The sequence below is a fragment of the Pedobacter sp. ASV12 genome, from assembly GCF_016429155.1.
Classification (GTDB): domain Bacteria; phylum Bacteroidota; class Bacteroidia; order Sphingobacteriales; family Sphingobacteriaceae; genus Pedobacter.
The window spans coordinates 1-22,253 of record NZ_JAELUC010000051.1; the positions used below are offsets into that span (position 1 = coordinate 1).

The window sequence follows — 22,253 nt, forward strand, 5'->3', positions numbered from 1 at the left end:
CCCCCCCCCCCCCCCCCCCCCCCCCCCCCCCCCCCCCCCCCCCCCCCCCCCCCCCCCCCCCCCCCCCCCCCCCCCCCCCCCCCCCCCAAACCACCCATTTTTTTGTCGTGGTTCGTCGGCAGCGTCAGATGTGTATAAGAGACAGGCATAAAGGGTTTGAAGCGCCTAATGGCTTATACCGATATGAACGAAGTGTACGAAAAGGAATTTAAGCTTGACCTTAAAAACCTCAACCATGGACTGAGAGAGCTGATTGAAAATCAGTAAAATCAATTTTACTTAGGCTGTGGCTAACTAGCTGATTAATTGACCACTTTTGCCAAGCCCTGCATCCAGTCATTAAACATTTGCTGCTCAATTTGGATAATGGCTTCGGCATGTTTCTCCCAGTCTGGCGAAAATTCGCGCAATTGGTTCAGCATTTCTTCCAAGTGGCCTTCTTCTTCCAAAATAATCGATTTTACGGTCACCTTGCTTGCCTTAGCTGTCAAAATCTGCTGATAAATCGGGTAAAGCTCATCTGCCCTAACTTCAATAGCATAGGTTACAAAAAGATAGGCGGCAAACTTCAGGTCGAAACCACTCAAGCTGAAATGTTTTTTCAAATACCTGCACACTTGTACGTCGAGCGTATTGAGGTAAAAACGGGTGTGATCGGGCACCAGCAATTCGGCATTGGTATAGGTTTTGCATAAATTCTCGTCGAGCTTGGCCAATTGCTTTTTCAGGTAGTAGGCATGACGGTGTTCTTCAGCCGCATGCTTCAAAATCAGCAGCGTGACTTCTTCTTTGTGCTCAGAAGCCGATATCTTTTTAGCACCTGCATTTTCCATGTACGACAAAGTATTCAACCATTTGGAATGCAGTTGGTTATCATTAACTATATTTTCTAAAATCGAAGAAAGTTGCATGTTATATTTCGTCTAAAGCTTGTTGAATAGTGCGGTAAATGTACGCCAAATCATCGTTAGAAATGACATACGGAGGTAAGATGTAAATAATATTGCCTAAGGGTCTCAAGATAATTCCCTTAGCTAAAAAGTAGGTGTACAAGCGATCTCTCAAGCCACTGAGGTAAGACGTATCGTTGCCGGTTTCCCACTCCAGCGCAATAATGGTTCCGGTTTGGCGCACATTGCGCAGTTTGGGATGGTCCTTGACCTTTTCAAAAAACTGGCGATGCTGGGCTTCTACCCTTTTGATGTTGGCCAAAGTTGCCGGTTCCAGCAAAATATCCAAGCTGGCCAATGAAGCGGCGCAGGCCACCGGATTGGCCGTAAACGAGTGTCCATGGTAAAGCGTTTTCAATTTGTCTTCGCTTAAAAAAGCCTCGAATATTTTGGCATTGCAGGTAGTAAGCCCCATAGGCATGGTGCCTCCGGTTAGGCCTTTGCTCAAACAGAAAATATCGGGCCTGTTGCTTAGCTGTTCGGTAGCGAAAAAGGTTCCGGTTCGACCAAAACCAGTCATTACCTCGTCGGCAATGGTCAGTACTTCGTTTTCGGCACAGGTGGCCAACAATTGATCCAAATGCTCAGCTTCGTACATCAACATGCCACCGGCACCTAATACCAAAGGTTCGAAGATAAAACAAGCCAGCTGGGATTTTAAGTTTTGGATTTTAGCTTGTAGGGCTGCCATGTTTTCGGCCGTTGGCAGGTCGATAAACTCCACATCAAAAAGCAGTTCGGCAAAAGGATGTGTAAAAATGCTCCGGCCACTAACCGACATCGCCCCAAAAGTATCGCCATGGTAAGCATCTTTAAAGGCCAGCACTTTTTTCTTGGTGGTATTGCCTTTGTTGTTCCAGTATTGCAAACACATTTTCAGGGCTACTTCTACCGCTGTAGAGCCGTTATCGCTGTAAAAAGCCTTTTCTTGCTGGCCTGGCAACAAAGGCAACAACCGCTCGGCCAGGGTTACGGCTGGTTCGTGCGTAAAGCCCGCAAAAATGACGTGTTCGAGGGTTTGCAGCTGTGCGGCTACTTTTTGCGCAATATGTGGATGCGCATGGCCGTGAATAGTTACCCACCACGATGAAACGGCATCTATATATTTTTTGCCATCTTCGGCATACAGGTAAACACCTTCGCCATGGGTAATGGAAATGGGTGTCAAGGCATTCTTCATCTGGGTATAAGGATGCCATATTACTTTTTGGTCTCTTTCTACTAAATTCATGCTATTCGCTCCTTTTCTTCATGGACTTCTTCAAAAGCCCAAGTTACTACTGGTGCAATCCGATAACGGTACAACATCCAGCTTATTAAAATCGACAAGATTAGGGTACAAAAAACAGAACCCTCTATGCCAAAATCCCCTCCCGAAAGATAGGCTTTGCCAATGGGCTGGGCTATCAAGGCCCGTTCTGTAGCTAATCCGCTTACTTTATAGCCCAATAATACGCCTTGGGCAAAATTCCATCCGAAATGGATGCCGATGGCCCAGCTTACATTTCGTTTTATCAGGGTAAAAACAGCAAACAGCGTTCCAGCCAACACGATATTGAGAAACGCCAGGGGCGTATAACCCGGATTGGCCAGGTGCACCAGTCCAAAACCAATGCTGTTAATGATTATTGCAACAGCTATGCGATAGCTTTCGGCCAACACAAACAAGGGATAGGTACGGAACATCAGCTCTTCAAAAACGGCGACCAGTATGAAATAAAACAAATAGACCGCCAAGGTAATGAAACTGATGCTGCCCATGGCAAAGCGAACATTGCCATTGGCCCATAAAATACCTCCACAAAACGCAATGAGCAAAAACCCGATCAACGTTCCCTTTAAAAAACCTGAAAACGCGCCTATTTTCCTGACAAAGACAGTCCAAAAATCAATTTTAAATATAAAAAAGACCATTTGTAAACTGCCTAAAATAGCCAGTACCATACCAAGCTCCCAATAAAGCTCAATGGCAAAGCCACTCCCGGCCAAAGGAAGAAAGCTAAATCCAAAAACCATGGCAACGGGGATTACCCACAAAACAATAAAAAACAGGAACAGTATAATTTTTATAATCGGTGCCAGGTAGTATAAAACAGGTCTTTGCATTTTAGGCGAGCGTATTTTTGAGTAAGGCCACCACCGTTTTGTCGGTTTTGAAAGTAATCTCGTCTAAGCTGAGGCTGCTGATGTTTACCCACCTGAAAGACTGCGTGCTACCGGCTGAGAAATCAAAAACGGTTGTTTTAATATCCAGCGCCAACGAATTTACCGCCTTTACAATATAATAGACGCTGATGAGCTGGCTTTCGTTAAACGACGATTTTTCGTAGAAATCGGTGGTATAAAAATGGCTCACAACCTCTATGGCCGCATTGCATTCTTCCACAAACTCGCGTTTCAAGGCATCGATCAATCCTTCGCCCAGCTCTACGCCACCACCCGGAAATTTCGTAAAGTACTGTCCGTATTCATATTCGTCGCTCAGCAGCACCTCATTGCTTTCGTTAATGAGCAGGCCATATACCCTTACGTTAAAATAACTCATTGATTAAAGTGCTTTTGGTTTTTGGTTACATTTTCCATGTTCCAGGCAATTTCTGCCCTGAAAGCCTCTTGCCTTACGCCGCAGTTCTGCATTTTGCAATAATTGCAGCAGGCCGGCAAACAAGGGTCGGCATGGATAAAAAGTTCGGTTTGGCGAGAGCCCGAAACGTTGATGAGTTGATCTATGTTCGAAATTTCCTGATGTACGGCAGTAAGATCAAAATAATAGGGCAACGTAACATGGCAATCGATGTGCAAATCGGCCCCGTATTGCTGCGCCCTCAAATTATGGATGTCTATCCAGCTATCCTGACGGTTATTTTGTAGAATAACTACAATATCCTTCACCAGCTCCATATTGCTTTCGTCCATAAGCCCGCCTACCGATTTCCGGGTCAGCTTGTAGCCGTTAAAAATGATATACAAACCCAGACCAATAGAAATTACGCCATCCAGCCAATAAAAACCGGTTAGCTGGATCAGGATAATGCCCACCACCAGTCCGGCGCTGCTCACCGAATCGGTAAGCAGGTGCTTGCCATCGGCCTCCAAAGTAATCGAATTGTTCTTTTTGCCAGTATTGATGAGGTAATAGCCCACCAAAGCATTGATGACGCCAGTGGCACCGATGATAATGGCTCCATCAACCAACTGTTTGATTTCATTCGGATAAATGAGGTCGTAAGTTGATTTGAAGATGATGATAATTCCTGCAAGGCCGATGAGAATGCCCTCTAAAAAAGCCGAAAAAAATTCAACTTTGCCATGTCCATAGGGATGATTTTCGTCTTTGGGCAAGGTAGCCAGGTAAATACTATAAAAAGCAAAGGAACTGGCCAATACATTGACGATACTTTCGGCCGCATCGGTAAGGATGGCGTTAGAACCTGTGAGAAAATAAGCTACAAATTTGGCCAGCATCAAAGCAATGCTTACACATAGCGAAATCAGTATAGCCTTCTTTTTTGGTTGCAATTGAGGAAATTTTAGACCCAAAATTACAGTTTAATGCTCAGGTTTTATGAAAATTGTTATTTTTTGACCCAAAATTCGCTCAGGTTTTTATATTTGCGCTTTCACTCAAATCATTATGACATTTTTATCTAGAAGAATCCGTAACCTATCCGAATCTCAGACCATCAAAATGGCAAAGTTAGGTAGAGAATTAGCTGCCAAAGGGATTGATGTAATCAATTTAAGCTTTGGAGAACCCGACTTTTTTACGCCGGACAATGTAAAGGCCGCTGCTAAAAAAGCAATCGACGAAAACTACTCCTACTACACACCGGTTTCCGGCTATCCAGATTTGCGAAAGGCAATTACAGCAAAGCTTCAGAGAGAAAATGGCCTGAGTTATGAAATCGACCAGATTGTGGTTTCTACTGGTGCCAAACAAAGCTTGGCTAATGCCGTCATGTGCCTCATCGATCCAGACGACGAAGTGATTGTACCTACACCTTATTGGGTATCTTACTCAGAAATGATCAAACTGGCCGAAGGCAAAACCGTATTCATCAACGCCACCGTAGAACAGAACTTTAAAATAACCGCACAACAATTGGAAGAGGCCATTACGCCAAAAACCAAATTGTTCATGTTCTCTTCGCCTTGCAACCCAACCGGCTCGGTATACAGCAAGGAAGAGCTGGCTGCCTTGGTGGCCGTGTTCGAAAAGCACCCCAATATCTTCATCATCTCCGACGAAATTTACGAGCACATCAACTTCGTAAACGAGCATGCTTCTATCGCATCATTCGATTCGATCAAAGACCGTGTAGTGGTAATCAACGGTTTTTCTAAATCGTACGCCATGACTGGCTGGAGAGTAGGTTACATGGCCGCCAACAAAGAAATTGCCGCGGCCTGCGACAAAATGCAGGGGCAGATCACTTCTGGAACTTCTTCTATCAGCCAACGCGCAGCGCTTGCTGCTTACGAAGGCGGACTAGAAACCGTTTTGAGCATGCGCGAAGAATTCAGGAAACGCAGAGACATCGTTTACGATTTGTTGAAAGCCATTCCGAATGTAAAAGTGAACCTGCCAGATGGTGCTTTTTATTTCTTCCCAGAAGTGAAAAGCTATTTTGGCAAAAGCTTTAACGGAACGCCTATCAATAATGCCGAAGAATTGTGCCTTTACCTTTTAAACGAAGCACACGTTTCGCTGGTAACCGGCGAGGCTTTTGGCAACGAAGACTGCATCCGTATTTCTTATGCCGCATCTGAAGAGCAATTGAGGCTAGCCGTTAAAAGAATTGGCGAAGCTTTGGCTCAATTGGTTTAAGCAAACCATTAACTATAACAAAAAAGAGGCCTGCAATTGCGGGCCTCTTTTTTTAGTTTTTTGATACTAAATTTTTAACATAGTGGTCTACCAAGGTTTATTTGCAGAATTTACAGCGTTTCTAATCTGTGTTTCATCGGCGAAATATAAATCGCTTATTTCTTTTGCCCTATTGAACTTGTCTTGATCAAATGCACTAACAAATGCGTCAATATATGCTGTTCCACAAGCCTTTGTCCAGCTATCTGTTGCTGAAAAACCAACTCTGGCTATTTCAAAAACAAGATTGACTCTTTTATTTTTGATTGCGCTTAAATAATTTCCGATAAATTTTACATATGGATTTAACGCATCTTGTGCACCTTTTATTTCTTGATTAGGGAGCAAGGCATGAATAACGTTCCAATGTAGGTAATCAACATTGGCATCTGTTGGATATACCTTTATTTCGATATGAGCGTATTTATCATGTCCCCTATAAAAGCCTATCCCATATAGCTCAGAAAAATCCCATTCTATAAGCTGCTGGGTAATAGTACTCAACTTCTCAATACCCATTAAGCTATAACGAAGTTCTTCCATTTTAAATAAGTATTCAAAATTAAGATCTGATCGCCTCTACCGGATCTAACCTCGAAGCTGAATAGGCCGGCCAAAATCCGGAAATCAATCCGATAATTACCGATACGCCTATACCGAGCACGATGTTGCTCATATACAAAATGACCTCTACCTTGGCCCCGTAGGTAAACACCAGGGTGAGCAGGTACACCAGTCCGAGGCCAAACGCCCCGCCCAACAGGCACAACACTACCGATTCGAATATAAACTGCAATAAGATAAAATAATTTTTGGCGCCCAGCGATTTTTGGATACCGATGATGTTGGTCCGCTCTTTTACCGAAACGAACATGATGTTGGCAATACCGAAACCGCCAACCAGGATAGAGAACCCTCCGATTACCCAGCCGGCAACCTTAACCACGCCAAACATAATATCCAGCTGGTTAGACAGCATGGTGGTTTTATTCAAAGAAAAATCGTCTTCTTCGCCCGGCCTGAGCCTGTGTATAGAGCGCATCTGCCCCCTTAATTCGGCCTCAACCTCATCCAGGCTGATATTATCCTTGCCCCTTACCGTTACCTGCGGATTGTAGCGGTCGTCTTGCACATCGAACAGACCTTTGGCCAGGTTAAGTGGAATCAATACGTTTTTATCTTGCGACATGCCGAGCATATCGTCGCCCTCTTTTTTAAATACGCCAACCACGGTTAAGCGCCGCCCCATTACCTTGATCTGCTTGCCTAAAGGCTCTTCTCCATTAAACAAACCATCGGCAATATCAGCGCCTAAAACACAAACCGGCGAGCCGTTGCGTCCTTCGTTATCGGTAAAATAACGGCCGTCCTGAAATTCGAGGTTCCAAGTGCGGTCGTACTCCTGACTGGCGGCATTAAGACTGGCTCCTTCTACAGAATTGCTATGGTATTTAATGGTCCGGTTACTGGCCGATGTTTCGAAACAAACGCCCTTGGCCATTTCCATACGGTCTTTAAGCGATTCGTAATCCCTTAGCGAAGGTTGCGGACGGTTCATGTATTTCCACCAAGGATAATTATCGCCGAATAGCCATGGCCACTTCTGCACAAACAGCGTATTGGACCCCAGTTTGTCAACACTGGCCTGGATTTTATTGCGCATCGTATCAACGCCGGTTAGTACGGCAATGATGAGAAATATACCAATAGTGATCCCCAATAGGGAAAGTGCGGTCCTCAGTTTGTTCTGGCGGAGTGCATCCCAGGCAAACCTGAAGCTCTCGCCTATTAGTCTAAAAATCATCATCATGCTATTTAGACCAAAAATACCATAAAAGGTTACAGTTGTGCGAGTATATTATAAAAAATACATTTGCAACGGCACACCAAAGGTTCTTGACGCTAAGTCCAACATTCTGTCATTCTATCATTCTGTCATTCATTAACCCAATCATTCCCTCATTCTATCATTCTATTACGCCCATCCATAATTATTATATTGTAAAAACAAAATTATATTTCGTAAATTTGCGCCCTAATTTACATCCAAGAAAATATGAAGTTATCTCAATTTAAGTTCAATTTACCAGATTCGCTTTTAGCCAACACCCCTGCCGAACAAAGGGACGAAGCCAGATTAATGGTTTTACATAAAGACACTGGCCAAATTGAGCACAAAATTTTTAAAGATATTTTAGGCTATTTTGATGACAAGGACGTAATGATCTTGAACAACACTAAGGTATTTCCTGCCCGTTTGTATGGCAACAAGGAAAAAACCGGTGCCACCATCGAGGTATTTTTGTTACGTGAGCTGAACAAAGAACTACGCCTTTGGGATGTATTGGTTGACCCTGCCCGTAAAATACGCGTAGGCAACAAGCTTTATTTTGGCGATGACGACCTTTTGGTTGCCGAGGTAGTTGACAACACGACTTCCCGTGGCCGCACCATTCGTTTCCTTTTTGACGGAACTGATGAAGAATTCAGAAAAAACGTAGAAATATTGGGCGAAACCCCACTTCCAAAATACATCAAACGCAAAGCAACGGCGCAAGACAAAGAGCGTTACCAAACGATTTTCGCCAAACACGAAGGTGCAGTGGCGGCTCCTACCGCAGGCTTGCACTTTAGCCGCGAACTGATGAAGCGCCTGGAACTGAAAGGCGTTAATTTTGCCGAAGTAACCTTGCACGTAGGCTTGGGTACTTTCAGGCCGGTAGAAGTTGAAGATCTGACCAAGCACAAGATGGATTCGGAACAGTTCATTATCGAATCGGCCGCAGTAAATACCGTAAACAAGGCACTCGACGATAAGAGAAGGGTTTGTGCGGTAGGTACCACTTCAATGCGTGCCATCGAATCGGCGGTTTCGGCCAACAGAAGACTGAAAGAAGCCAACGACTGGACCAGCAAGTTCATCTTCCCTCCTTACGATTTTAGCATTGCCAATTGTATGATTACCAACTTCCACACGCCTGAATCTACTTTATTGATGATGGTAAGTGCATTTGGTGGCTACGAAAACGTAATGAATGCCTATAACGTTGCCGTAAAAGAGAAATACCGTTTCTACAGCTATGGCGATGCCATGTTGATTATTTAAAAAGACATTGGTATTGAGAAGTGGGATTTGAGCGTTATACCTCATATCTCATTTCTTTAATCTCAAATCTGGCTGATGAAATATTATGCAATAATTGTCGGAGGTGGTTCTGGCAAAAGAATGCAGAACCCCGTAGCCAAGCAGTTTTTGTTGCTGGGCAATCAGCCTGTGCTTATGCACACCCTTTCGGCTTTCCATCATTCAAACTTCAAACCCGAACTTATTTTAGTATTGCATCCCGACCTGCACCAGCAATGGGACGACCTTTGTACGCAATACAATTTTGACATACCCCACCTGTTGGTAAGAGGGGGCGAACAACGATTCCATTCGGTACGCAATGGCTTGATGGCCATTAAAGGTGATGGAATTATTGCTATACACGATGCCGTAAGGCCTTTGGTAAGCCAAAAACTGATTACACGCACTTTTGAAGAAGCCGAAGAAAACGGCAACGCCGTATGTTGCATCAAGCCCAGCGATTCGGTAAGGAGGCTAAAAGGCGACCAGAGCAAAATCATTAACCGCGATGAGCTGGTATTGGTGCAAACACCACAAACTTTCGAAATCAGCCAGTTGCGCAAAGCCTACCAACAGTCTTATCGGGCCAAGTTTACTGACGATGCTTCGGTGGTGGAAAAAGCCGGATTTAAAATCAATTTGATCGAAGGCGAACGCAACAATTTAAAGATCACATTTCCGGAAGACCTGGAGCTAGCCCACTTTCTGCTTAGGTAGCCATAACTTTGGCAACACCTTTGTCGGCATTGCCAAAGTATACTTTAGTCATTAGGCGGCGCCTTTGATAACCCTTAGGATAATTGCAATAATAGCGATAACCAGCAAGGCATGGATAATGCCACCAGTATAATAGCCTCCCAAGAAGCTAATGGCCCAAATAATAACCAGAATAACTGCTATAACATAAAGTAGATTTCCCATAGTTTTAGTTTTTAAGTGATTGTTAATTCTTTTGATTTTATAGCATTAACAACAAGTAAACTAAAATTGTTCTAAAAAATAAAAAGCCCCCGATGATATCGGGGGCTTTTAAATGTTTCTGTTAAGCACTTTAATATTCGTCTTCGTTAAAAAAGAAGTCGTCTTTGGTAGGATAGTCTGGCCAAATCTCTTCGATCGTTTCGTAAGGCTCGCCATCATCTTCCAAGGCTTGTAAATTTTCAATCACCTCAACAGGTGCACCTGAACGAATAGCGTAATCAATTAATTCGTCTTTTGTTGCAGGCCATGGAGCGTCTTCCAAGTGCGATGCGAGTTCTAATGTCCAATACATATTACTTATATTACTTAATATTTATAATTCAACTTTCTGAGTTGGCAAAAGTATGCTAAAAAAAATGAGCAAAACAAATATTTTTTTCCACCAATTTAAATCCGTGGTATCCAGATGTTTTCTTCTGTTTTAGCATCAGCATTCAGTTTTCTGGCCAAAACAAATAAATAATCGCTCAATCTGTTCAAATAAATTGTAATATTGCTGTCAACAAAACTGTCGGCCGCCAGTTGGACCGCCAGTCTTTCGGCCCGCCTGCACACGCAACGTGCTAAATGACAATAAGATACCACGGTATTTCCACCCGGCAGTATAAAATGTTTCAATTCGGGCAGCACTTCGTTCATTTGGTCCATCTCCCGCTCCAAAAGCGTGATATCGCTTTCTAAAAGATCGGGGATTTTCATTTTCGAACGTTCGGGGTCTGAAGCCAACGACGAGCCAATTGTGAATAACCTGTCTTGGATCTCCTTTAAAATCTGCTGATGGTGGGCATCAATAGCCTGACACCTGATCAGTCCGATGTAGGAATTCAGCTCATCAACTGTTCCGTAGCTCTCGATGCGTACGTGATATTTGGGTACCCTGGTACCGCCAATGAGCGACGTTTGGCCCTTATCGCCGGTTTTGGTATAGATTTTCATTGCTGTAAGGTTGAAGGTCGATGGTTGAAGGTTGAAGGTGGAAGGTGGAAGGCCAGAGCTTGTCACTTCATGCCTTTAGCCTCATTCCTTAAAAACCTTATTGTATGCTCTCGAAATCGTCGCCTTTAGCCTCTAAATTGCTTAAACGCGGCGAAACTGTTTTGATATCCTCATTGATGTAGTCCTTTTCGATCAGGCCATCGCGCATACGCACGATACGATGGGCATGTTGTGCAATATCCTCCTCGTGGGTTACCAGAATAATGGTGTTGCCTTTGCTATGGATCTCTTCTAAAAGCCCCATGATTTCGATTGAGGTTTTGGTATCTAGGTTACCCGTTGGCTCATCGGCCAGGATAATAGAAGGATTATTGATCAAGGCCCTTGCTACAGCCACACGCTGGCGCTGCCCCCCCGAAAGCTCGTTGGGCTTGTGGGTAATCCGGTTGCCTAGGCCTACGTTTTCGAGCGCCTTGGTTGCCCGTTCGTCGCGCTCTCTTTTGCTGGCACCTGCATAAATCAGCGGCAGGGCCACATTATCCAAGGAAGTTGAACGTGGCAAAAGGTTAAAAGTCTGGAAAACAAAGCCGATTTCTTTGTTACGTACTTCGGCCAGTTCATTATCAGACATGTGGCTTACGTTAACCCCGTTCAAGATATAATCGCCTTTGCTGGGCGTATCTAAACAGCCCAAAATATTCATCAAGGTCGATTTACCAGAACCAGATGGGCCCATCAAGGCTACAAACTCTCCTTTTTCTATGGTAAGGCTTACTGATTTTAACGCATGAATTACTTCTGAACCGATAACGTATTTACGTCCTATGTCATTGATGATAATGAGTGATTTCTCCATCGTTTTTTCTTTTTAGACCTGCTTTGTCTATGCAATGTTACAGCCTCTACTTATTTTTCTATGATTTTAGGCACAAAGAAAAAACTTTCGTTATGCCTGGCTGCGTTTTTCAGTCCATCGACAGTGTCGATTTCCTGTTTCACCACGTCTTCTCTCCACACGTTTGCACTTTCGTTCATGTAAACCAAAGGTTTTACGCCTGTGGTGTCGAGTTCGTTCAGCTTTTCCATAAAAGTAAGAATCTTGTTCATCTCTACCGTCAATGTATCAACTTCGTTAGCTGCAATTTCAATGCGCGCCAAATCTGCCACCTTATACACTGTTTGCTGATCTATCTTCATCCTTTAGTTATATTAAGATTTTTAAAGTTTGCTTCCTATTTTCTTAAACACTTCTTCTTTTAACGCATCGGCGCCTTCGGCCACCAAGCTGTTGGTTAATATGGGCTGGTGCACATAAATATTTACAATACCCGGCCTGGTGCCATATTTCATGCCGTTGTCCCACAGCACCTTCCAAATGTTGGTTATGCTTACCGGCACGATTGGAATATTTTTCTCGATGGCCAACCTGAAAGGGCCATTCTTAAACTCCTGCAACTGCGGAGGATAACGGTCGTCAATTCTGCCTTCTGGAAAGATGATAAGGCTCATGCCGTTTTCTAGATTATCGCCGGCCCTTTTAAATGCCCTGAACGAGGAAATCTTGCTCTCCCTGTTTACCGCAATATCTATGGTGCGAAAAAAGAGCCCCAAAATCGGGTTTTTCAACAATTCCTCCTTGCCCATAAAATGATAGCGCCCTTTGGCCAACACGCAAAGCGCCATGATATCGAGGTTGGAGCTATGGTTGGCACAAAAAATATAGGTCTGTTTTTCATCTAGCTGTTGCGCTAGATCAAACTTAAAGAAAACGCCTGCCAAGGCACAGCATAAAAAGCTGTGCGCAGTCCTGAATTTATTGAGGATGCCATAGTATTTGGGGCTGCGGCTGGTTAAATAATAAAACGGCCAAAAAAGGAAATAGAAAAACAGAAGGCTACAGGAAAAATAAACCTGGTGGATCTTTTTGAGCAATTTTATCATGGAAACCAAAAATACAATTTTAGCGAATAGTTCTAAAATTAGTTTTCAGTTCTCGACTAAGCCAAGCAACCAATCAGCTTACCAGTCTACAATTAAATTATTCAACAATAAAACAGTTAGGCAATGAACCCCTAAACTTTTAAGGTTTTTTCTTAATTTCGGGCCATGATCAAAGAAACGGTTGTAAGCGGTATCCGCTCTACAGGAAAATTACATATAGGAAATTATTATGGTGCGGTAAAAAACTTTGTACAGATGCAACACGAGTACAATTGCTATTTTTTTATCGCCGATCTGCACTCTTTAACCACGCACCCTACGCCACAGGATCTGCATGGCAATATTAAACAGGTGTTGGTTGAGTATTTGGCTTGTGGCATCGACCCAGAAACCACCACCATTTATATCCAATCTGACGTTCCAGAAGTTTCCGAGCTTTATTTGTACCTGAACATGAATGCTTATTTGGGCGAACTGGAGCGTGCCACTTCGTTTAAGGATAAGGTTCGTGCCAACCCCGACAATGTAAATGCCGGCTTGCTTACCTATCCGGTACTCATGGCAGCCGATATCCTGATCCACCGTGCCACCAAGGTGCCAGTAGGCAAAGACCAGGAGCAGCACTTGGAAATGGCCCGTACTTTTGGCAACCGATTTAACCGTTTGTACAGCAACGAATATTTCCCTGAGCCTTACGCGTTCAGCTATTCGAACAACCTGGTTAAGGTACCCGGGTTAGACGGCAAAGGCAAAATGGGCAAATCTGAAGGTGAAGGCAATGCGGTTTATTTATCGGACAGTCCGGAGGTAATCCGTAAAAAAGTTTCGAGGGCAGTGACCGATAGCGGCCCTACTGCCGAAAACCAGGATAAGCCAGAAGCTATCCAAAACCTGTTCGATTTGATGAAGATCGTTTCATCGGCTGATACCTTGGCCCATTTTGAAGAGCAGTACAACAAAATGGCCATCCGCTATGGCGATTTCAAAAAACAGCTGGCCGAAGATATGATCGTGACCACGGCTCCGATGCGCGAACGCATCAACGAAATTGCGGCCGACACGGCCTATTTGCGTCAGGTGGCCAAGCATGGTGCTTTAAAGGCCAGGGAAAGCGCCCAAAAAACAATCAGGGAAGTACGCGAAATAATTGGATTTAAAAGTTTTTAATTTAATAGATTTGAGCTACGAGACATCGGCTTCCAAAAAAGCCTAGCCTCTCCTATCTAAAATCTCACATCAAGAAATATGCATATAGCAATAGTTGGAAATATAGGTGCCGGAAAAACTACGTTAACTGGTCTGCTGGCCAAAAACTACGGTTGGGAAGCACTGTACGAGGCAGTAGACAACAATCCTTACCTGGAAGATTTTTACAGCGACATGAAACGCTGGAGCTTTAACCTGCAGATCTATTTCCTGAACAGCCGTTTTCAGCAGATCGTAGAGATCGAAGCCAATAAACGCAATGTAATCCAAGACCGCACCATTTATGAGGACGCGCATATTTTTGCCGAAAACCTGCACGAAATGGGCCTGATGACCAGCAGGGACCACGAAAACTACCGGGCTATTTTCGATAACATTACCTCTTTTATCAAGCCACCTGATTTGTTGGTGTATTTGAGGGCTTCGGTGCCGACTTTGGTCAACAATATCCAACGCCGTGGCCGCGAATACGAAGCCAGCATCCGTATCGACTATCTTTCTAAACTAAACGAAAAATACGAGGCTTGGATTAAAGGCTATAATTTGGGTAAACTGCTCATCTTGGATAAAGATAAATTGGATTTCACCAACAATCCTGAAGATTTGGGTACGGTTATCCAATCGATAGAAGCCGAAATCAACGGGTTGTTTTAAGCTGTCCATGAAAATCCTAGGCATCATACCAGCACGTTACGCCTCTACCCGCTTTCCGGGCAAGCCCTTGGCCGACATCAACGGCAAAACGATGATCCAGCGGGTTTACGAACAGGCCTCCTTGGCCAATTTGGCCAAGGTAGTGGTTGCGACCGACGATGAACGGATAGCCAAGGAAGTAGAGCGCTTTGGCGGCCAATACGTGCTTACAGGTTCGCAGCACCAAAGCGGTACCGATCGTTGTGCCGAAGTTGCCCAACAGGTCACTGGCTTTGATGTGGTGATCAATATCCAAGGCGACGAACCTTTTATAGATCCTGCCCAGATTGCCCTGGTAGCCTCTTGTTTTGACGATGAAAAAGTAGAACTGGCCACGCTAATTAAAGAGATCCATTCCGAAGAAGAGCTTTTTAACGCCAATCTGCCCAAGGTAGTGCTTAACGCACAAGGCAAAGCGATTTATTTCAGTCGCAACCCCATTCCCTTTATCCGTGGCGCTGAAAGAGAAAACTGGACCAAAGCCCATCAGTTTTACAAGCATATTGGTATTTATGGCTATCGCATCGCTACTTTGCTGGCCATTACGCAACTGCCCCCCTCTAGCTTAGAACTTGCCGAAAGCTTAGAGCAGCTGCGCTGGATAGAAAATGGATACGCCGTCCAAACCAAAACAACAGCACTCGAAACCATTGCCATCGATACGCCTGAAGACCTGCAAAAAATAGTTTTTTAAAGCTAATTTTTTATCTTAGGCCCCAAACTTTTCAACTATGAAACTTGCATCGCTTTCTCTTTTGGTGCTGATCGTGGCTTTTGCCAGCTGCACGTCCGAATCTGCCAAACAGGTAACTGGAAATCTGGAAAAAACCTCCCTGCAGCCTTTTACCGATACACTGCAGCAAGATACTTTCAAGATTGTGCTCAAAGGCAAAACCTCTAAAGACATGAGCCTTTTCTTCACCATTACCAATTTTAAGGGCGAAAAAATCTACGAGAAAGAAATGAAGGCTGCCGACCTGCTCAAAGGTTTCCTGGCCAGTGCCGAACTCAAAAAAGAAGACGATAAAATCAAGTTTTTGCAAGACGAGGTAAATGATTTTTTTGAAGAAGAACACTTTTTGGTGCCGGCCGTAATGCACGACGAAAAGCCAGACGAAAACGTACCCGACAAAGCCTTTTACGAAGAGCTGAAACAAAGCGGCCTCAACGGTTTCGATTACAGTACCGGTAAAGACGACAAAGTATACATTGCTTGGTCGGCAAAAGAAAAAAAGGTAAAGATTTACTACAACTGTTGCCAGTTAAAAAAATAACATTCAGTTATTTAATCCATTTATTTAAATAAAAAATCGAAAAGATTTACATCGGGGGTAAGTCCTAGTTTCTTACGCAAGCGATAACGGCTTACCTCTACCGCTCTCGGCGTAATATTTAGCAATTGGGCAATTTCTTTTGAAGATAAGTTAAGTTTTAAATAGGCACAAAGCTTCAAATCGCTTGGACTGAGGTTCGGATATTTTTCTTTCAGGTTGCTTAAAAAATTGGCATGCACATGGTCAAAGTGAATAGCAAACTGCTCCCAGTCGTGATCTAGTTTTTTGGCCTCGTTCAGCAGGCGAATTACTTTCTTGATATCATCGGCGCTATCTTTGTTTGTAGTTTGCTGTACCAAAGGCAAAAGCTCGTCGCCTATTTTCGACAACAGCTTGCCCCTTTGCACCAGGTGCATGGTAGCCGAGGCCAGTTCCTTATTTTTAAACTCCACTTCGGCTTCCAGCTGTTTCTTTTGAAGTTTCGTAATCTGCTGTTCGTTTCGTTCTATCTCCAGCTGGTGTTGTTGCCTGAGCTTGTCTTGCTGTTTCTGATGCTCTTTTTCCTGGTATTTAATGAGCAAGTACAAAAGGAAAATAAACAGGATAAAATAAAACACGTAGGCTAAATTGCTTCGGTACCAAGCAGGTGCAATGGTAAAGCTATAGCTGGCCACCTCCGATTCGTTGCCCAGGTTGTTACGGGCCTTCACCTTAAAAATATAGCTGCCCGGCCCCAAATTGGTGTAGTCTTTTTCGCTTTTGCTGCTCCAGGCCGACCACGCTTCGTCGTAGCCTTTAAGCTGGTAGCTGAATTCGATATTTTCCCTTTGTTCGAACAAGGTAGAAGCATATTCGAAATGTAGGGAATTGTAATCGTAGCCCAATCGTTTTCTACCCTTCAACTGGGATTGCGTACCATTTGCAAAGTAGCCGCCAAATAAAATGCTATCGGCTTTGCCCGGAAAACTGATCTGTCCCAAAAGTACATTGGGCCGATAAATATTAGCGGCGTATTTCTTGTAATCCAAATGGATAAGGCCTTTGTTGCCTCCCATGAAGATATTGCGTTCGTTATAAGGGTAAATATGCTCGAAGCCTGCCACGATTTTAGTGGTCAGTTCCGGAAATTCTACAATGCTGAAATTACGGTTGCCCGATTTTTTCTTAAAATCGACTACCCCCACTTTTTTTAAGGTAACATACCACAAATTGCCATCCAAGTCTTCTTTCAGGTACTGAATGGAAATGTGCTTAAAAATAGGCCTGAAAAAAGGACTTGGATAAAACCTGTTCTTTTGGGCATCGAACTCGTATACGCCATCTATGGTGGTGGCAACAGGTCGGCCCCTAAACCAGAAAATATAATTGTACAAAGCACGTGGCAATCCCTCATTTTGGGTAAACAAGGTAGTTTTTACGATTTTCCGTCTATCTGCCGAAAGATCGAGTTTAAATATGCCCCGGTAAGGGTGCGATGCCCATACGCAATTCAGTTTGTCGTCTATGGAAATGAACCGCAACGGTTCGTTAATGGCCGACAAGGTAGAAAGCAGGCTAAATTCGTTGTTTTGGTAGCCCAGCAGCTGCAGGCCTGTGTAAGTGCCTGCTACGGCCAGCAAGCGATCGCTGCTGTAGCCTAAAGGCGCATAGAGCCAGGTGCCCAGTTCGCGGTAAAGCGATTTTGCCTGGTAGCCTTCAATTACCGAAGCACCGTCTTCATTTGCCAGCAGCAAATGGTTATAAACCTCGCTAAGGCCCCAGGTTTGCCCCTTGGTATTGCTTACTTCCTTAAACTGGGCATGCGATTCGCTCAAATCCTGTTGTTTGGCTTCTATGGGCGCTGCAAACAGTCCATTGGAAGTACCAATATATAGTTTATTATCAAAAATCCTGCTGGCATAGCTAGACACTTGCTTGTTCTTATCGGGATAGATGTGCTTGATGGCACTGTTAAAGGCGATAAACGCAATGCCATCGTCTAACCCCAGCCATAGGTTCTGGTGCTGATCTAACAAGATGCTTCTGATATTGTTGTTATTCAGGCCTTCCGCATAAGAAAATTGCTGGTTAAGCTCTCCTTTCTTATTGATGATCATCAAAGCCGATGAGGTGGTGCCCAAGGCATAAAGATCTTGATTGATTTGGATGGCACCATTGATCCTGTCGTTGTAAAAGGTCTTGTCGAGCGGCGTTTTTTTAGGAATCAATATCGAATCCTTCAGCAAAAACAGGCCGTCTTTGAGCGTAGTCAGCAACAGCGTATCTCCGCGGTATGGGAGTATGGAAGTAATACTGGTGTTTAAAAGCCGTTTATCCCTGCACCTGATATCCCATTGGCCATTCTTGAATACCTTAAGCCCTATTTTCACGTCGTGGGCCATCACTTCGTTATTAGCCAAGCCCATGTATACCCAAGTGGTGTAACTGGTATAAACATCTATTTTATTGTTCTTTAGCCGGAAAATCTTATTAACCGTGCGGAAATAAACCTCCTGACCATTAATTACGATATTCCATACGTCGGCAAATTGCTTTTCTCCAATAGGAATAAACTTCTTGAGCGAATGATAAACCAATGCACCGTTGGCATTGGGCGAAAAATAGCCGATCTCGTCTTGTCCGCCTACATAGATTTTTCCATCGGCACCGATTTTGACCGAACGTACAATGGTTTGGTTGGGCAATGAATAGTGCTTCCAATAAGACCCGTTAAAGGTAATGAGGCCTTCGTTATTGGCAAAGTACAATATGCCCAATTTATCTTGGGCAATATCCCAGTTTTGCGTACCGCCCTTGTAGGTAAGATTGCTATAGCTTATTACCTGTGGCAGGCCGATCCGGTCCTGTGCCCTTAAACAAAAAACAGATGAAAAAATTATCCAAAAGACAAAAAAAGACTTTCTCATATCTTTCAAATCAGCTCGAGTAAATTTATTTGGTTAACAACAATCTTCAAGATAAGAAAAATCTCCTTGTTGTGGTGTCATATTGCCCATTCTTGCTGTTTTTAAAGAAAAAAGTTGCTTTTGTATGGGTATTGTAGTGGACGCTTTTTTCCTTCTAGGCAACTGCACCCTATATATTTGTTACAATGACCGTCGCCATAACAGGCTTTTAATCATCCCAGAACGACGGCCATCAACTAACCAAATTGTAAACTTAATTTATTTGTTATGAAAGGAAAATCTACGTTCATTCTTCTGCTGTTTTCCATGCTCTTTGCCTTGAGCGTGCGTGCACAGGAAATTGATGTATCAGGAAAGGTTACTTCCAAAAGTGATGGATCTCCTATTCCTGGTGTTTCCGTGAAAATCCAAGGTACAAACACCGGTGTAGCTACCGACCAAAATGGAAATTTCAGGATCAAGGTACCAAAGGCTGGCACCATCCTCGAATTCTCCCAAATCGGCATGGCTACACAAACCGTTGCCGTTAACAGCAACCAGCCTATCAACATAGCCTTAACCGAATCGCAAAACGATTTGGAGCAGGTGGTAGTGGTGGGCTACGGCACCCAAAAGAAAAGCATTGTAACCGGTGCCATATCGCAGGTAAAGGGTTCCGACCTCGAAAACATGCCTGTGCAGCGTTTAGAGCAATCGTTGCAAGGCCGTACAGCTGGTTTAACCATTACCACCAGTTCGGGCCAGCCTGGCGACGGAGCCACCTTGCGTGTTAGGGGTACCACTTCCATCAATAACAGCGATGCTTTATACATCGTTGACGGTGTGCAGATTGGCGGTGGTATCGATTACCTGAACCAAGCTGATATCGAATCGATCGAAGTACTGAAGGATGCCGCCTCGGCAGCCATCTATGGGGCAAGAGCAGCCAATGGCGTTGTTATTGTGACTACCAAAAAAGGAGCAAAAAACGGTCGCATGGCAGTAAATTACAATACCTATTTAGGTACGCAGGCCCCATCAAGAAAGCTTTCTTTGCTCAATGCCACGCAATATGCCACTTTGTATAACGAAGCCCAGTTTGCCGCCAATCCTAGCAATGCGCCTCGTTTTCCAAACCCGGCGCAATATGGCGAAGGCACCAACTGGCAGGCCGCCGTATTTAACAACAGTGCAAAAATCCAGAACCACGAATTGAGCATTAGCGGCGGCAACGACAAATCAACTTATTACAGTTCATTCGGCTATTTAGACCAAGATGGTATTGTAGCCACCAGCAATTCGAAATACAAAAGGTTTACCGCCCGTTTCAATTCCGAGCACCAACTAACCAAGGTGCTCAAGTTTGGCCAAACCATTGGCTATACCCGTACCAATTCTGTGGGAGTAGGCACCAATACCGAATATGGTTCGCCATTGAACAGGGCCATCAACATGGATCCTTTAACCCCGATTGTAGAAACCAATCCGGCCAGGTATAACTTGCCTGTTTATGTAAACAATCCGGTAGTTAGAAATGCGCAAGGCTTTCCTTATGGCATTTCAGATTATGCGCAATCTGAAATTTTAAACCCGATTGCCGCTTTGGCTGTTGCACAGGGCAACGGCTGGTCGGATAAAGTGGTGGCCAATGCCTTTGCAGAAATCGAAATCATCAAAGGTTTAAAAGCCCGTTCGCAAGGCGGCGTAGATTTGGCTTTCTGGGGCGACGAATCCTTCTCGCCTATTTATTACCTCAATTCTATCAACCAAAGAACCATTACTTCCTACACCAGGAACTCAAATAGAGGTTTATTCTGGTCGCTAGAAAACACACTGAGCTATACCAAAGCCATCGACAAGCATAATTTCACGGTATTGTTGGGCTATTCGGCGCAGAAAAACAAAGGCCAAACCCAGGGAGGCAGCAAAGAAGGCATTCCGGTTAACAATATTAAGGATGCTTCCTTACAGTTTCCAGTACCTAGGGCAAACGATGTATTTTATGGAGGCGAATATTTAAATACCCTCAACTCGATGTTTGCTCGCGTTACCTACGATTTTGATCAAAAATATCTGTTTACGGGTATCATCCGTAGAGACGGTTCGTCGCGCTTTGGACCGAACAACAAGTACGGCTATTTTCCTGGAGGTTCTGTGGGTTGGGTAGCCAGTAGGGAAAGCTTCTTTCCGCAAAATCCTTATGTAAGCTTCTTGAAATTAAGGGGTTCTTACGGCGTAACCGGTAACGATAATATCGGCGATTTCAGGTATTTATCAACCGTAAGCGGTGGCCGTAACTACACTTTGGGAACCTCTGCAGGCTTGACCAATGGGGTAAGTCCCGATGCCTTGTCTAATCCAGACTTGAAATGGGAACAAACCTCTTCTCTGGATATTGGCTTAGATGCTACCCTATTCCGCGATTTCACCTTGACTGCCGATTGGTATCATAAAAAAACCACTGGCATGTTGCTGCAAATTGCTGTTCCGGGCTATGTGGGCAACACCGGTCCTATTGGCAACATTGCCGATCTTTCTAACAAAGGTTTCGAACTGGAACTGGGCTACAACAAGAAAATTGGCGATTTTTCTTTCAGGGTGGCGGCTAATGGTGCTTTCCTGAAAAACAGAATCGATTACCTGGGGGCCGACAAAGACTTCTTGGGCGGACAAACCGTAACGCCACAGGGATTGGAAGTGACCCGTACCAAAGTGGGCTATGCCATCGGTTCGTTCTATGGCTATAGAAGCGATGGTTTGTTCCAAAACCAAGCACAAATCAACAATTACAAAAACAGTGCAGGCAACCTGATCCAGCCCAATGCCAAACCAGGCGACATCAAATTCATCGACCTGAATGGCGATGGCGTAATCAGCGATAACGACCGCGAGATCATTGGCGATCCAACCCCTGATTTCACTTATGGCTTTACTTTCAACGCATCGTACAAAGGCTTTGATATGGTACTTTTGGGAACTGGCGTAGCGGGCAACCAGATCTTTAATGCCTTGAGAAGGTTCGACTTGCCTACCGCCAACTACACCACGGCCATTTTAGACCGATGGACCGGCGAAGGCACCAGCAACAGCATGCCAAGGCTGACCTTACAAGACGACAACAAAAACTACAGCCGTGTGTCTAGCCTATTTTTAGAAAGCGGTTCTTACTTCAGGATCAAAACCCTTCAAATCGGCTATACCTTGCCAACCAACTTGGTTAAAAAAGCGAGCTTGAACAAAGTGAGGTTCTATGTAATGGCCAACAACTTGCTCACCCTAACCAAATACACTGGCTATGACCCAGAAATTGGCGGTGGCAGCTATGGCGTAGACCGTGGCTTCTATCCACAAGCCAGAACGTTTTTTGCAGGTATTAATGTTGGATTTTAACGA

At 44.2% G+C, this 22,253-nt stretch carries 22 protein-coding genes; 8 read left to right on the forward strand and 14 right to left on the reverse strand.

From position 1 onward, the window contains the following. Positions 1-302: 302 nt before the first annotated feature. The 5 genes from JHD69_RS12675 to JHD69_RS12695 are packed head-to-tail and all read right to left on the reverse strand — an operon-like array spanning position 303 to position 4,469. Positions 303-911: a hypothetical protein gene (locus JHD69_RS12675; RefSeq protein WP_199140712.1), complete on the reverse strand. Its 609-nt coding sequence runs from the start codon at positions 909-911 to the stop codon at positions 303-305. 1 nt (position 912) lies between these two features. Next, positions 913-2,181 (reverse strand): adenosylmethionine--8-amino-7-oxononanoate transaminase, encoded by a 1,269-nt coding sequence (gene bioA / locus JHD69_RS12680; protein ID WP_199140713.1) that lies wholly within the window; start codon positions 2,179-2,181, stop codon positions 913-915. Continuing rightward, on the reverse strand, positions 2,178-3,056 hold the full coding sequence (locus tag JHD69_RS12685) for a CPBP family intramembrane glutamic endopeptidase (RefSeq protein ID WP_199140714.1): 879 nt from the start codon (positions 3,054-3,056) through the stop codon (positions 2,178-2,180). Before JHD69_RS12685 ends, bioA begins: the two co-directional genes overlap by 4 nt. Before the next feature lies 1 nt (position 3,057). Beyond that, complete coding sequence (locus tag JHD69_RS12690; protein WP_199140715.1) at positions 3,058-3,495, reverse strand: NUDIX domain-containing protein; 438 nt, start codon at positions 3,493-3,495, stop codon at positions 3,058-3,060. After that, a complete protein-coding gene (locus JHD69_RS12695) occupies positions 3,492-4,469 on the reverse strand; it encodes a cation diffusion facilitator family transporter (protein WP_199140716.1) in 978 nt (325 codons plus the stop codon). Before JHD69_RS12695 ends, JHD69_RS12690 begins: the two co-directional genes overlap by 4 nt. 115 nt (positions 4,470-4,584) lie before the next feature. On the opposite strand from JHD69_RS12695, the gene JHD69_RS12700 reads away from it, so the two are divergent. After that, the gene (locus JHD69_RS12700) at positions 4,585-5,778 is read left to right on the forward strand and encodes a pyridoxal phosphate-dependent aminotransferase (RefSeq protein WP_199140717.1); all 1,194 of its coding nucleotides are present in this window, start codon (positions 4,585-4,587) and stop codon (positions 5,776-5,778) included. An 87-nt stretch (positions 5,779-5,865) separates the two neighbouring features. On the opposite strand, the gene JHD69_RS12705 is transcribed toward JHD69_RS12700, so the two are convergent. Together JHD69_RS12705 and JHD69_RS12710 are read right to left on the reverse strand one after the other, a co-directional pair. Next, positions 5,866-6,360: a hypothetical protein gene (locus JHD69_RS12705; RefSeq protein ID WP_199140718.1), complete on the reverse strand. Its 495-nt coding sequence runs from the start codon at positions 6,358-6,360 to the stop codon at positions 5,866-5,868. Between the two features lie 19 nt (positions 6,361-6,379). Beyond that, positions 6,380-7,624, reverse strand: a complete 1,245-nt coding sequence (locus JHD69_RS12710) for an ABC transporter permease (protein ID WP_199140719.1) — start codon at positions 7,622-7,624, stop codon at positions 6,380-6,382. A gap of 249 nt (positions 7,625-7,873) precedes the next feature. On the opposite strand from JHD69_RS12710, the gene queA reads away from it, so the two are divergent. Further along, positions 7,874-8,923, forward strand: coding sequence for a tRNA preQ1(34) S-adenosylmethionine ribosyltransferase-isomerase QueA (gene queA, locus JHD69_RS12715; RefSeq protein ID WP_199140720.1), 1,050 nt, complete (start codon positions 7,874-7,876; stop codon positions 8,921-8,923). Positions 8,924-8,998: 75 nt separating this feature from the next. Further along, positions 8,999-9,661 (forward strand): 2-C-methyl-D-erythritol 4-phosphate cytidylyltransferase, encoded by a 663-nt coding sequence (locus tag JHD69_RS12720; protein ID WP_199140721.1) that lies wholly within the window; start codon positions 8,999-9,001, stop codon positions 9,659-9,661. A 51-nt stretch (positions 9,662-9,712) separates the two neighbouring features. Here the strand turns inward: JHD69_RS12720 and JHD69_RS12725 are convergent, their stop codons facing one another. The 6 genes from JHD69_RS12725 to JHD69_RS12750 form a co-directional block, all read right to left on the reverse strand. Next, complete coding sequence (locus JHD69_RS12725; RefSeq protein ID WP_199140722.1) at positions 9,713-9,865, reverse strand: lmo0937 family membrane protein; 153 nt, start codon at positions 9,863-9,865, stop codon at positions 9,713-9,715. A 130-nt stretch (positions 9,866-9,995) separates the two neighbouring features. Further along, positions 9,996-10,217 carry a DUF2795 domain-containing protein gene (locus JHD69_RS12730; RefSeq protein WP_097129232.1) on the reverse strand — a complete coding sequence of 74 codons (222 nt, stop codon included), beginning with the start codon at positions 10,215-10,217 and terminating at the stop codon, positions 9,996-9,998. A 95-nt stretch (positions 10,218-10,312) separates the two neighbouring features. Further along, on the reverse strand, positions 10,313-10,861 hold the full coding sequence (locus JHD69_RS12735; protein ID WP_199140723.1) for a cob(I)yrinic acid a,c-diamide adenosyltransferase: 549 nt from the start codon (positions 10,859-10,861) through the stop codon (positions 10,313-10,315). 97 nt (positions 10,862-10,958) lie between these two features. Continuing rightward, entirely contained in the window at positions 10,959-11,717 is a 759-nt protein-coding gene (locus JHD69_RS12740) for an ABC transporter ATP-binding protein (RefSeq protein ID WP_199140724.1), read from the reverse strand. 50 nt (positions 11,718-11,767) lie between these two features. Then, positions 11,768-12,058, reverse strand: coding sequence for an Asp-tRNA(Asn)/Glu-tRNA(Gln) amidotransferase subunit GatC (gatC, locus tag JHD69_RS12745; protein ID WP_199140725.1), 291 nt, complete (start codon positions 12,056-12,058; stop codon positions 11,768-11,770). Positions 12,059-12,079: 21 nt separating this feature from the next. Then, on the reverse strand, positions 12,080-12,802 hold the full coding sequence (locus JHD69_RS12750; RefSeq protein ID WP_199140726.1) for a lysophospholipid acyltransferase family protein: 723 nt from the start codon (positions 12,800-12,802) through the stop codon (positions 12,080-12,082). Between the two features lie 165 nt (positions 12,803-12,967). Here JHD69_RS12750 and trpS point away from each other — a divergent pair, with 165 nt between their 5' ends. From trpS to JHD69_RS12770, 4 genes are all read left to right on the forward strand, one after another. Next, on the forward strand, positions 12,968-13,969 hold the full coding sequence (gene trpS / locus JHD69_RS12755) for a tryptophan--tRNA ligase (RefSeq protein ID WP_199140727.1): 1,002 nt from the start codon (positions 12,968-12,970) through the stop codon (positions 13,967-13,969). A 78-nt stretch (positions 13,970-14,047) separates the two neighbouring features. Continuing rightward, positions 14,048-14,662 (forward strand): deoxynucleoside kinase, encoded by a 615-nt coding sequence (locus tag JHD69_RS12760; RefSeq protein ID WP_199140728.1) that lies wholly within the window; start codon positions 14,048-14,050, stop codon positions 14,660-14,662. A 7-nt stretch (positions 14,663-14,669) separates the two neighbouring features. Further along, the gene (kdsB, locus tag JHD69_RS12765; RefSeq protein WP_199140729.1) at positions 14,670-15,395 is read left to right on the forward strand and encodes a 3-deoxy-manno-octulosonate cytidylyltransferase; all 726 of its coding nucleotides are present in this window, start codon (positions 14,670-14,672) and stop codon (positions 15,393-15,395) included. A gap of 37 nt (positions 15,396-15,432) precedes the next feature. After that, a complete protein-coding gene (locus tag JHD69_RS12770) occupies positions 15,433-15,975 on the forward strand; it encodes a hypothetical protein (RefSeq protein ID WP_199140730.1) in 543 nt (180 codons plus the stop codon). Positions 15,976-15,995: 20 nt separating this feature from the next. On the opposite strand, the gene JHD69_RS12775 is transcribed toward JHD69_RS12770, so the two are convergent. Continuing rightward, a complete protein-coding gene (locus JHD69_RS12775) occupies positions 15,996-18,881 on the reverse strand; it encodes a triple tyrosine motif-containing protein (protein WP_199140731.1) in 2,886 nt (961 codons plus the stop codon). 267 nt (positions 18,882-19,148) lie between these two features. Between JHD69_RS12775 and JHD69_RS12780 the strand changes: the two genes are divergently transcribed. Beyond that, the gene (locus tag JHD69_RS12780; RefSeq protein ID WP_199140732.1) at positions 19,149-22,250 is read left to right on the forward strand and encodes a SusC/RagA family TonB-linked outer membrane protein; all 3,102 of its coding nucleotides are present in this window, start codon (positions 19,149-19,151) and stop codon (positions 22,248-22,250) included. Positions 22,251-22,253 lie beyond the last annotated feature (3 nt).

Excerpts from the sequence above, each read along its gene's own strand:
- JHD69_RS12675 (WP_199140712.1), bottom strand. The coding sequence starts at position 911 with ATGCAACTTTCTTCGATTTTAGAAAATATAGTTAATGATAACCAACTG.
- bioA (WP_199140713.1), bottom strand. The coding sequence starts at position 2,181 with ATGAATTTAGTAGAAAGAGACCAAAAAGTAATATGGCATCCTTATACC.
- JHD69_RS12685 (WP_199140714.1), bottom strand. The coding sequence starts at position 3,056 with ATGCAAAGACCTGTTTTATACTACCTGGCACCGATTATAAAAATTATA.
- JHD69_RS12690 (WP_199140715.1), bottom strand. The coding sequence starts at position 3,495 with ATGAGTTATTTTAACGTAAGGGTATATGGCCTGCTCATTAACGAAAGC.
- JHD69_RS12700 (WP_199140717.1), top strand. The coding sequence starts at position 4,585 with ATGACATTTTTATCTAGAAGAATCCGTAACCTATCCGAATCTCAGACC.
- JHD69_RS12705 (WP_199140718.1), bottom strand. The coding sequence starts at position 6,360 with ATGGAAGAACTTCGTTATAGCTTAATGGGTATTGAGAAGTTGAGTACT.
- JHD69_RS12710 (WP_199140719.1), bottom strand. The coding sequence starts at position 7,624 with ATGATGATTTTTAGACTAATAGGCGAGAGCTTCAGGTTTGCCTGGGAT.
- queA (WP_199140720.1), top strand. The coding sequence starts at position 7,874 with ATGAAGTTATCTCAATTTAAGTTCAATTTACCAGATTCGCTTTTAGCC.
- JHD69_RS12720 (WP_199140721.1), top strand. The coding sequence starts at position 8,999 with ATGAAATATTATGCAATAATTGTCGGAGGTGGTTCTGGCAAAAGAATG.
- JHD69_RS12725 (WP_199140722.1), bottom strand. The coding sequence starts at position 9,865 with ATGGGAAATCTACTTTATGTTATAGCAGTTATTCTGGTTATTATTTGG.
- JHD69_RS12730 (WP_097129232.1), bottom strand. The coding sequence starts at position 10,217 with ATGTATTGGACATTAGAACTCGCATCGCACTTGGAAGACGCTCCATGG.
- JHD69_RS12735 (WP_199140723.1), bottom strand. The coding sequence starts at position 10,861 with ATGAAAATCTATACCAAAACCGGCGATAAGGGCCAAACGTCGCTCATT.
- JHD69_RS12740 (WP_199140724.1), bottom strand. The coding sequence starts at position 11,717 with ATGGAGAAATCACTCATTATCATCAATGACATAGGACGTAAATACGTT.
- gatC (WP_199140725.1), bottom strand. The coding sequence starts at position 12,058 with ATGAAGATAGATCAGCAAACAGTGTATAAGGTGGCAGATTTGGCGCGC.
- JHD69_RS12750 (WP_199140726.1), bottom strand. The coding sequence starts at position 12,802 with ATGATAAAATTGCTCAAAAAGATCCACCAGGTTTATTTTTCCTGTAGC.
- trpS (WP_199140727.1), top strand. The coding sequence starts at position 12,968 with ATGATCAAAGAAACGGTTGTAAGCGGTATCCGCTCTACAGGAAAATTA.
- JHD69_RS12760 (WP_199140728.1), top strand. The coding sequence starts at position 14,048 with ATGCATATAGCAATAGTTGGAAATATAGGTGCCGGAAAAACTACGTTA.
- kdsB (WP_199140729.1), top strand. The coding sequence starts at position 14,670 with ATGAAAATCCTAGGCATCATACCAGCACGTTACGCCTCTACCCGCTTT.
- JHD69_RS12770 (WP_199140730.1), top strand. The coding sequence starts at position 15,433 with ATGAAACTTGCATCGCTTTCTCTTTTGGTGCTGATCGTGGCTTTTGCC.
- JHD69_RS12775 (WP_199140731.1), bottom strand. The coding sequence starts at position 18,881 with ATGAGAAAGTCTTTTTTTGTCTTTTGGATAATTTTTTCATCTGTTTTT.
- JHD69_RS12780 (WP_199140732.1), top strand. The coding sequence starts at position 19,149 with ATGAAAGGAAAATCTACGTTCATTCTTCTGCTGTTTTCCATGCTCTTT.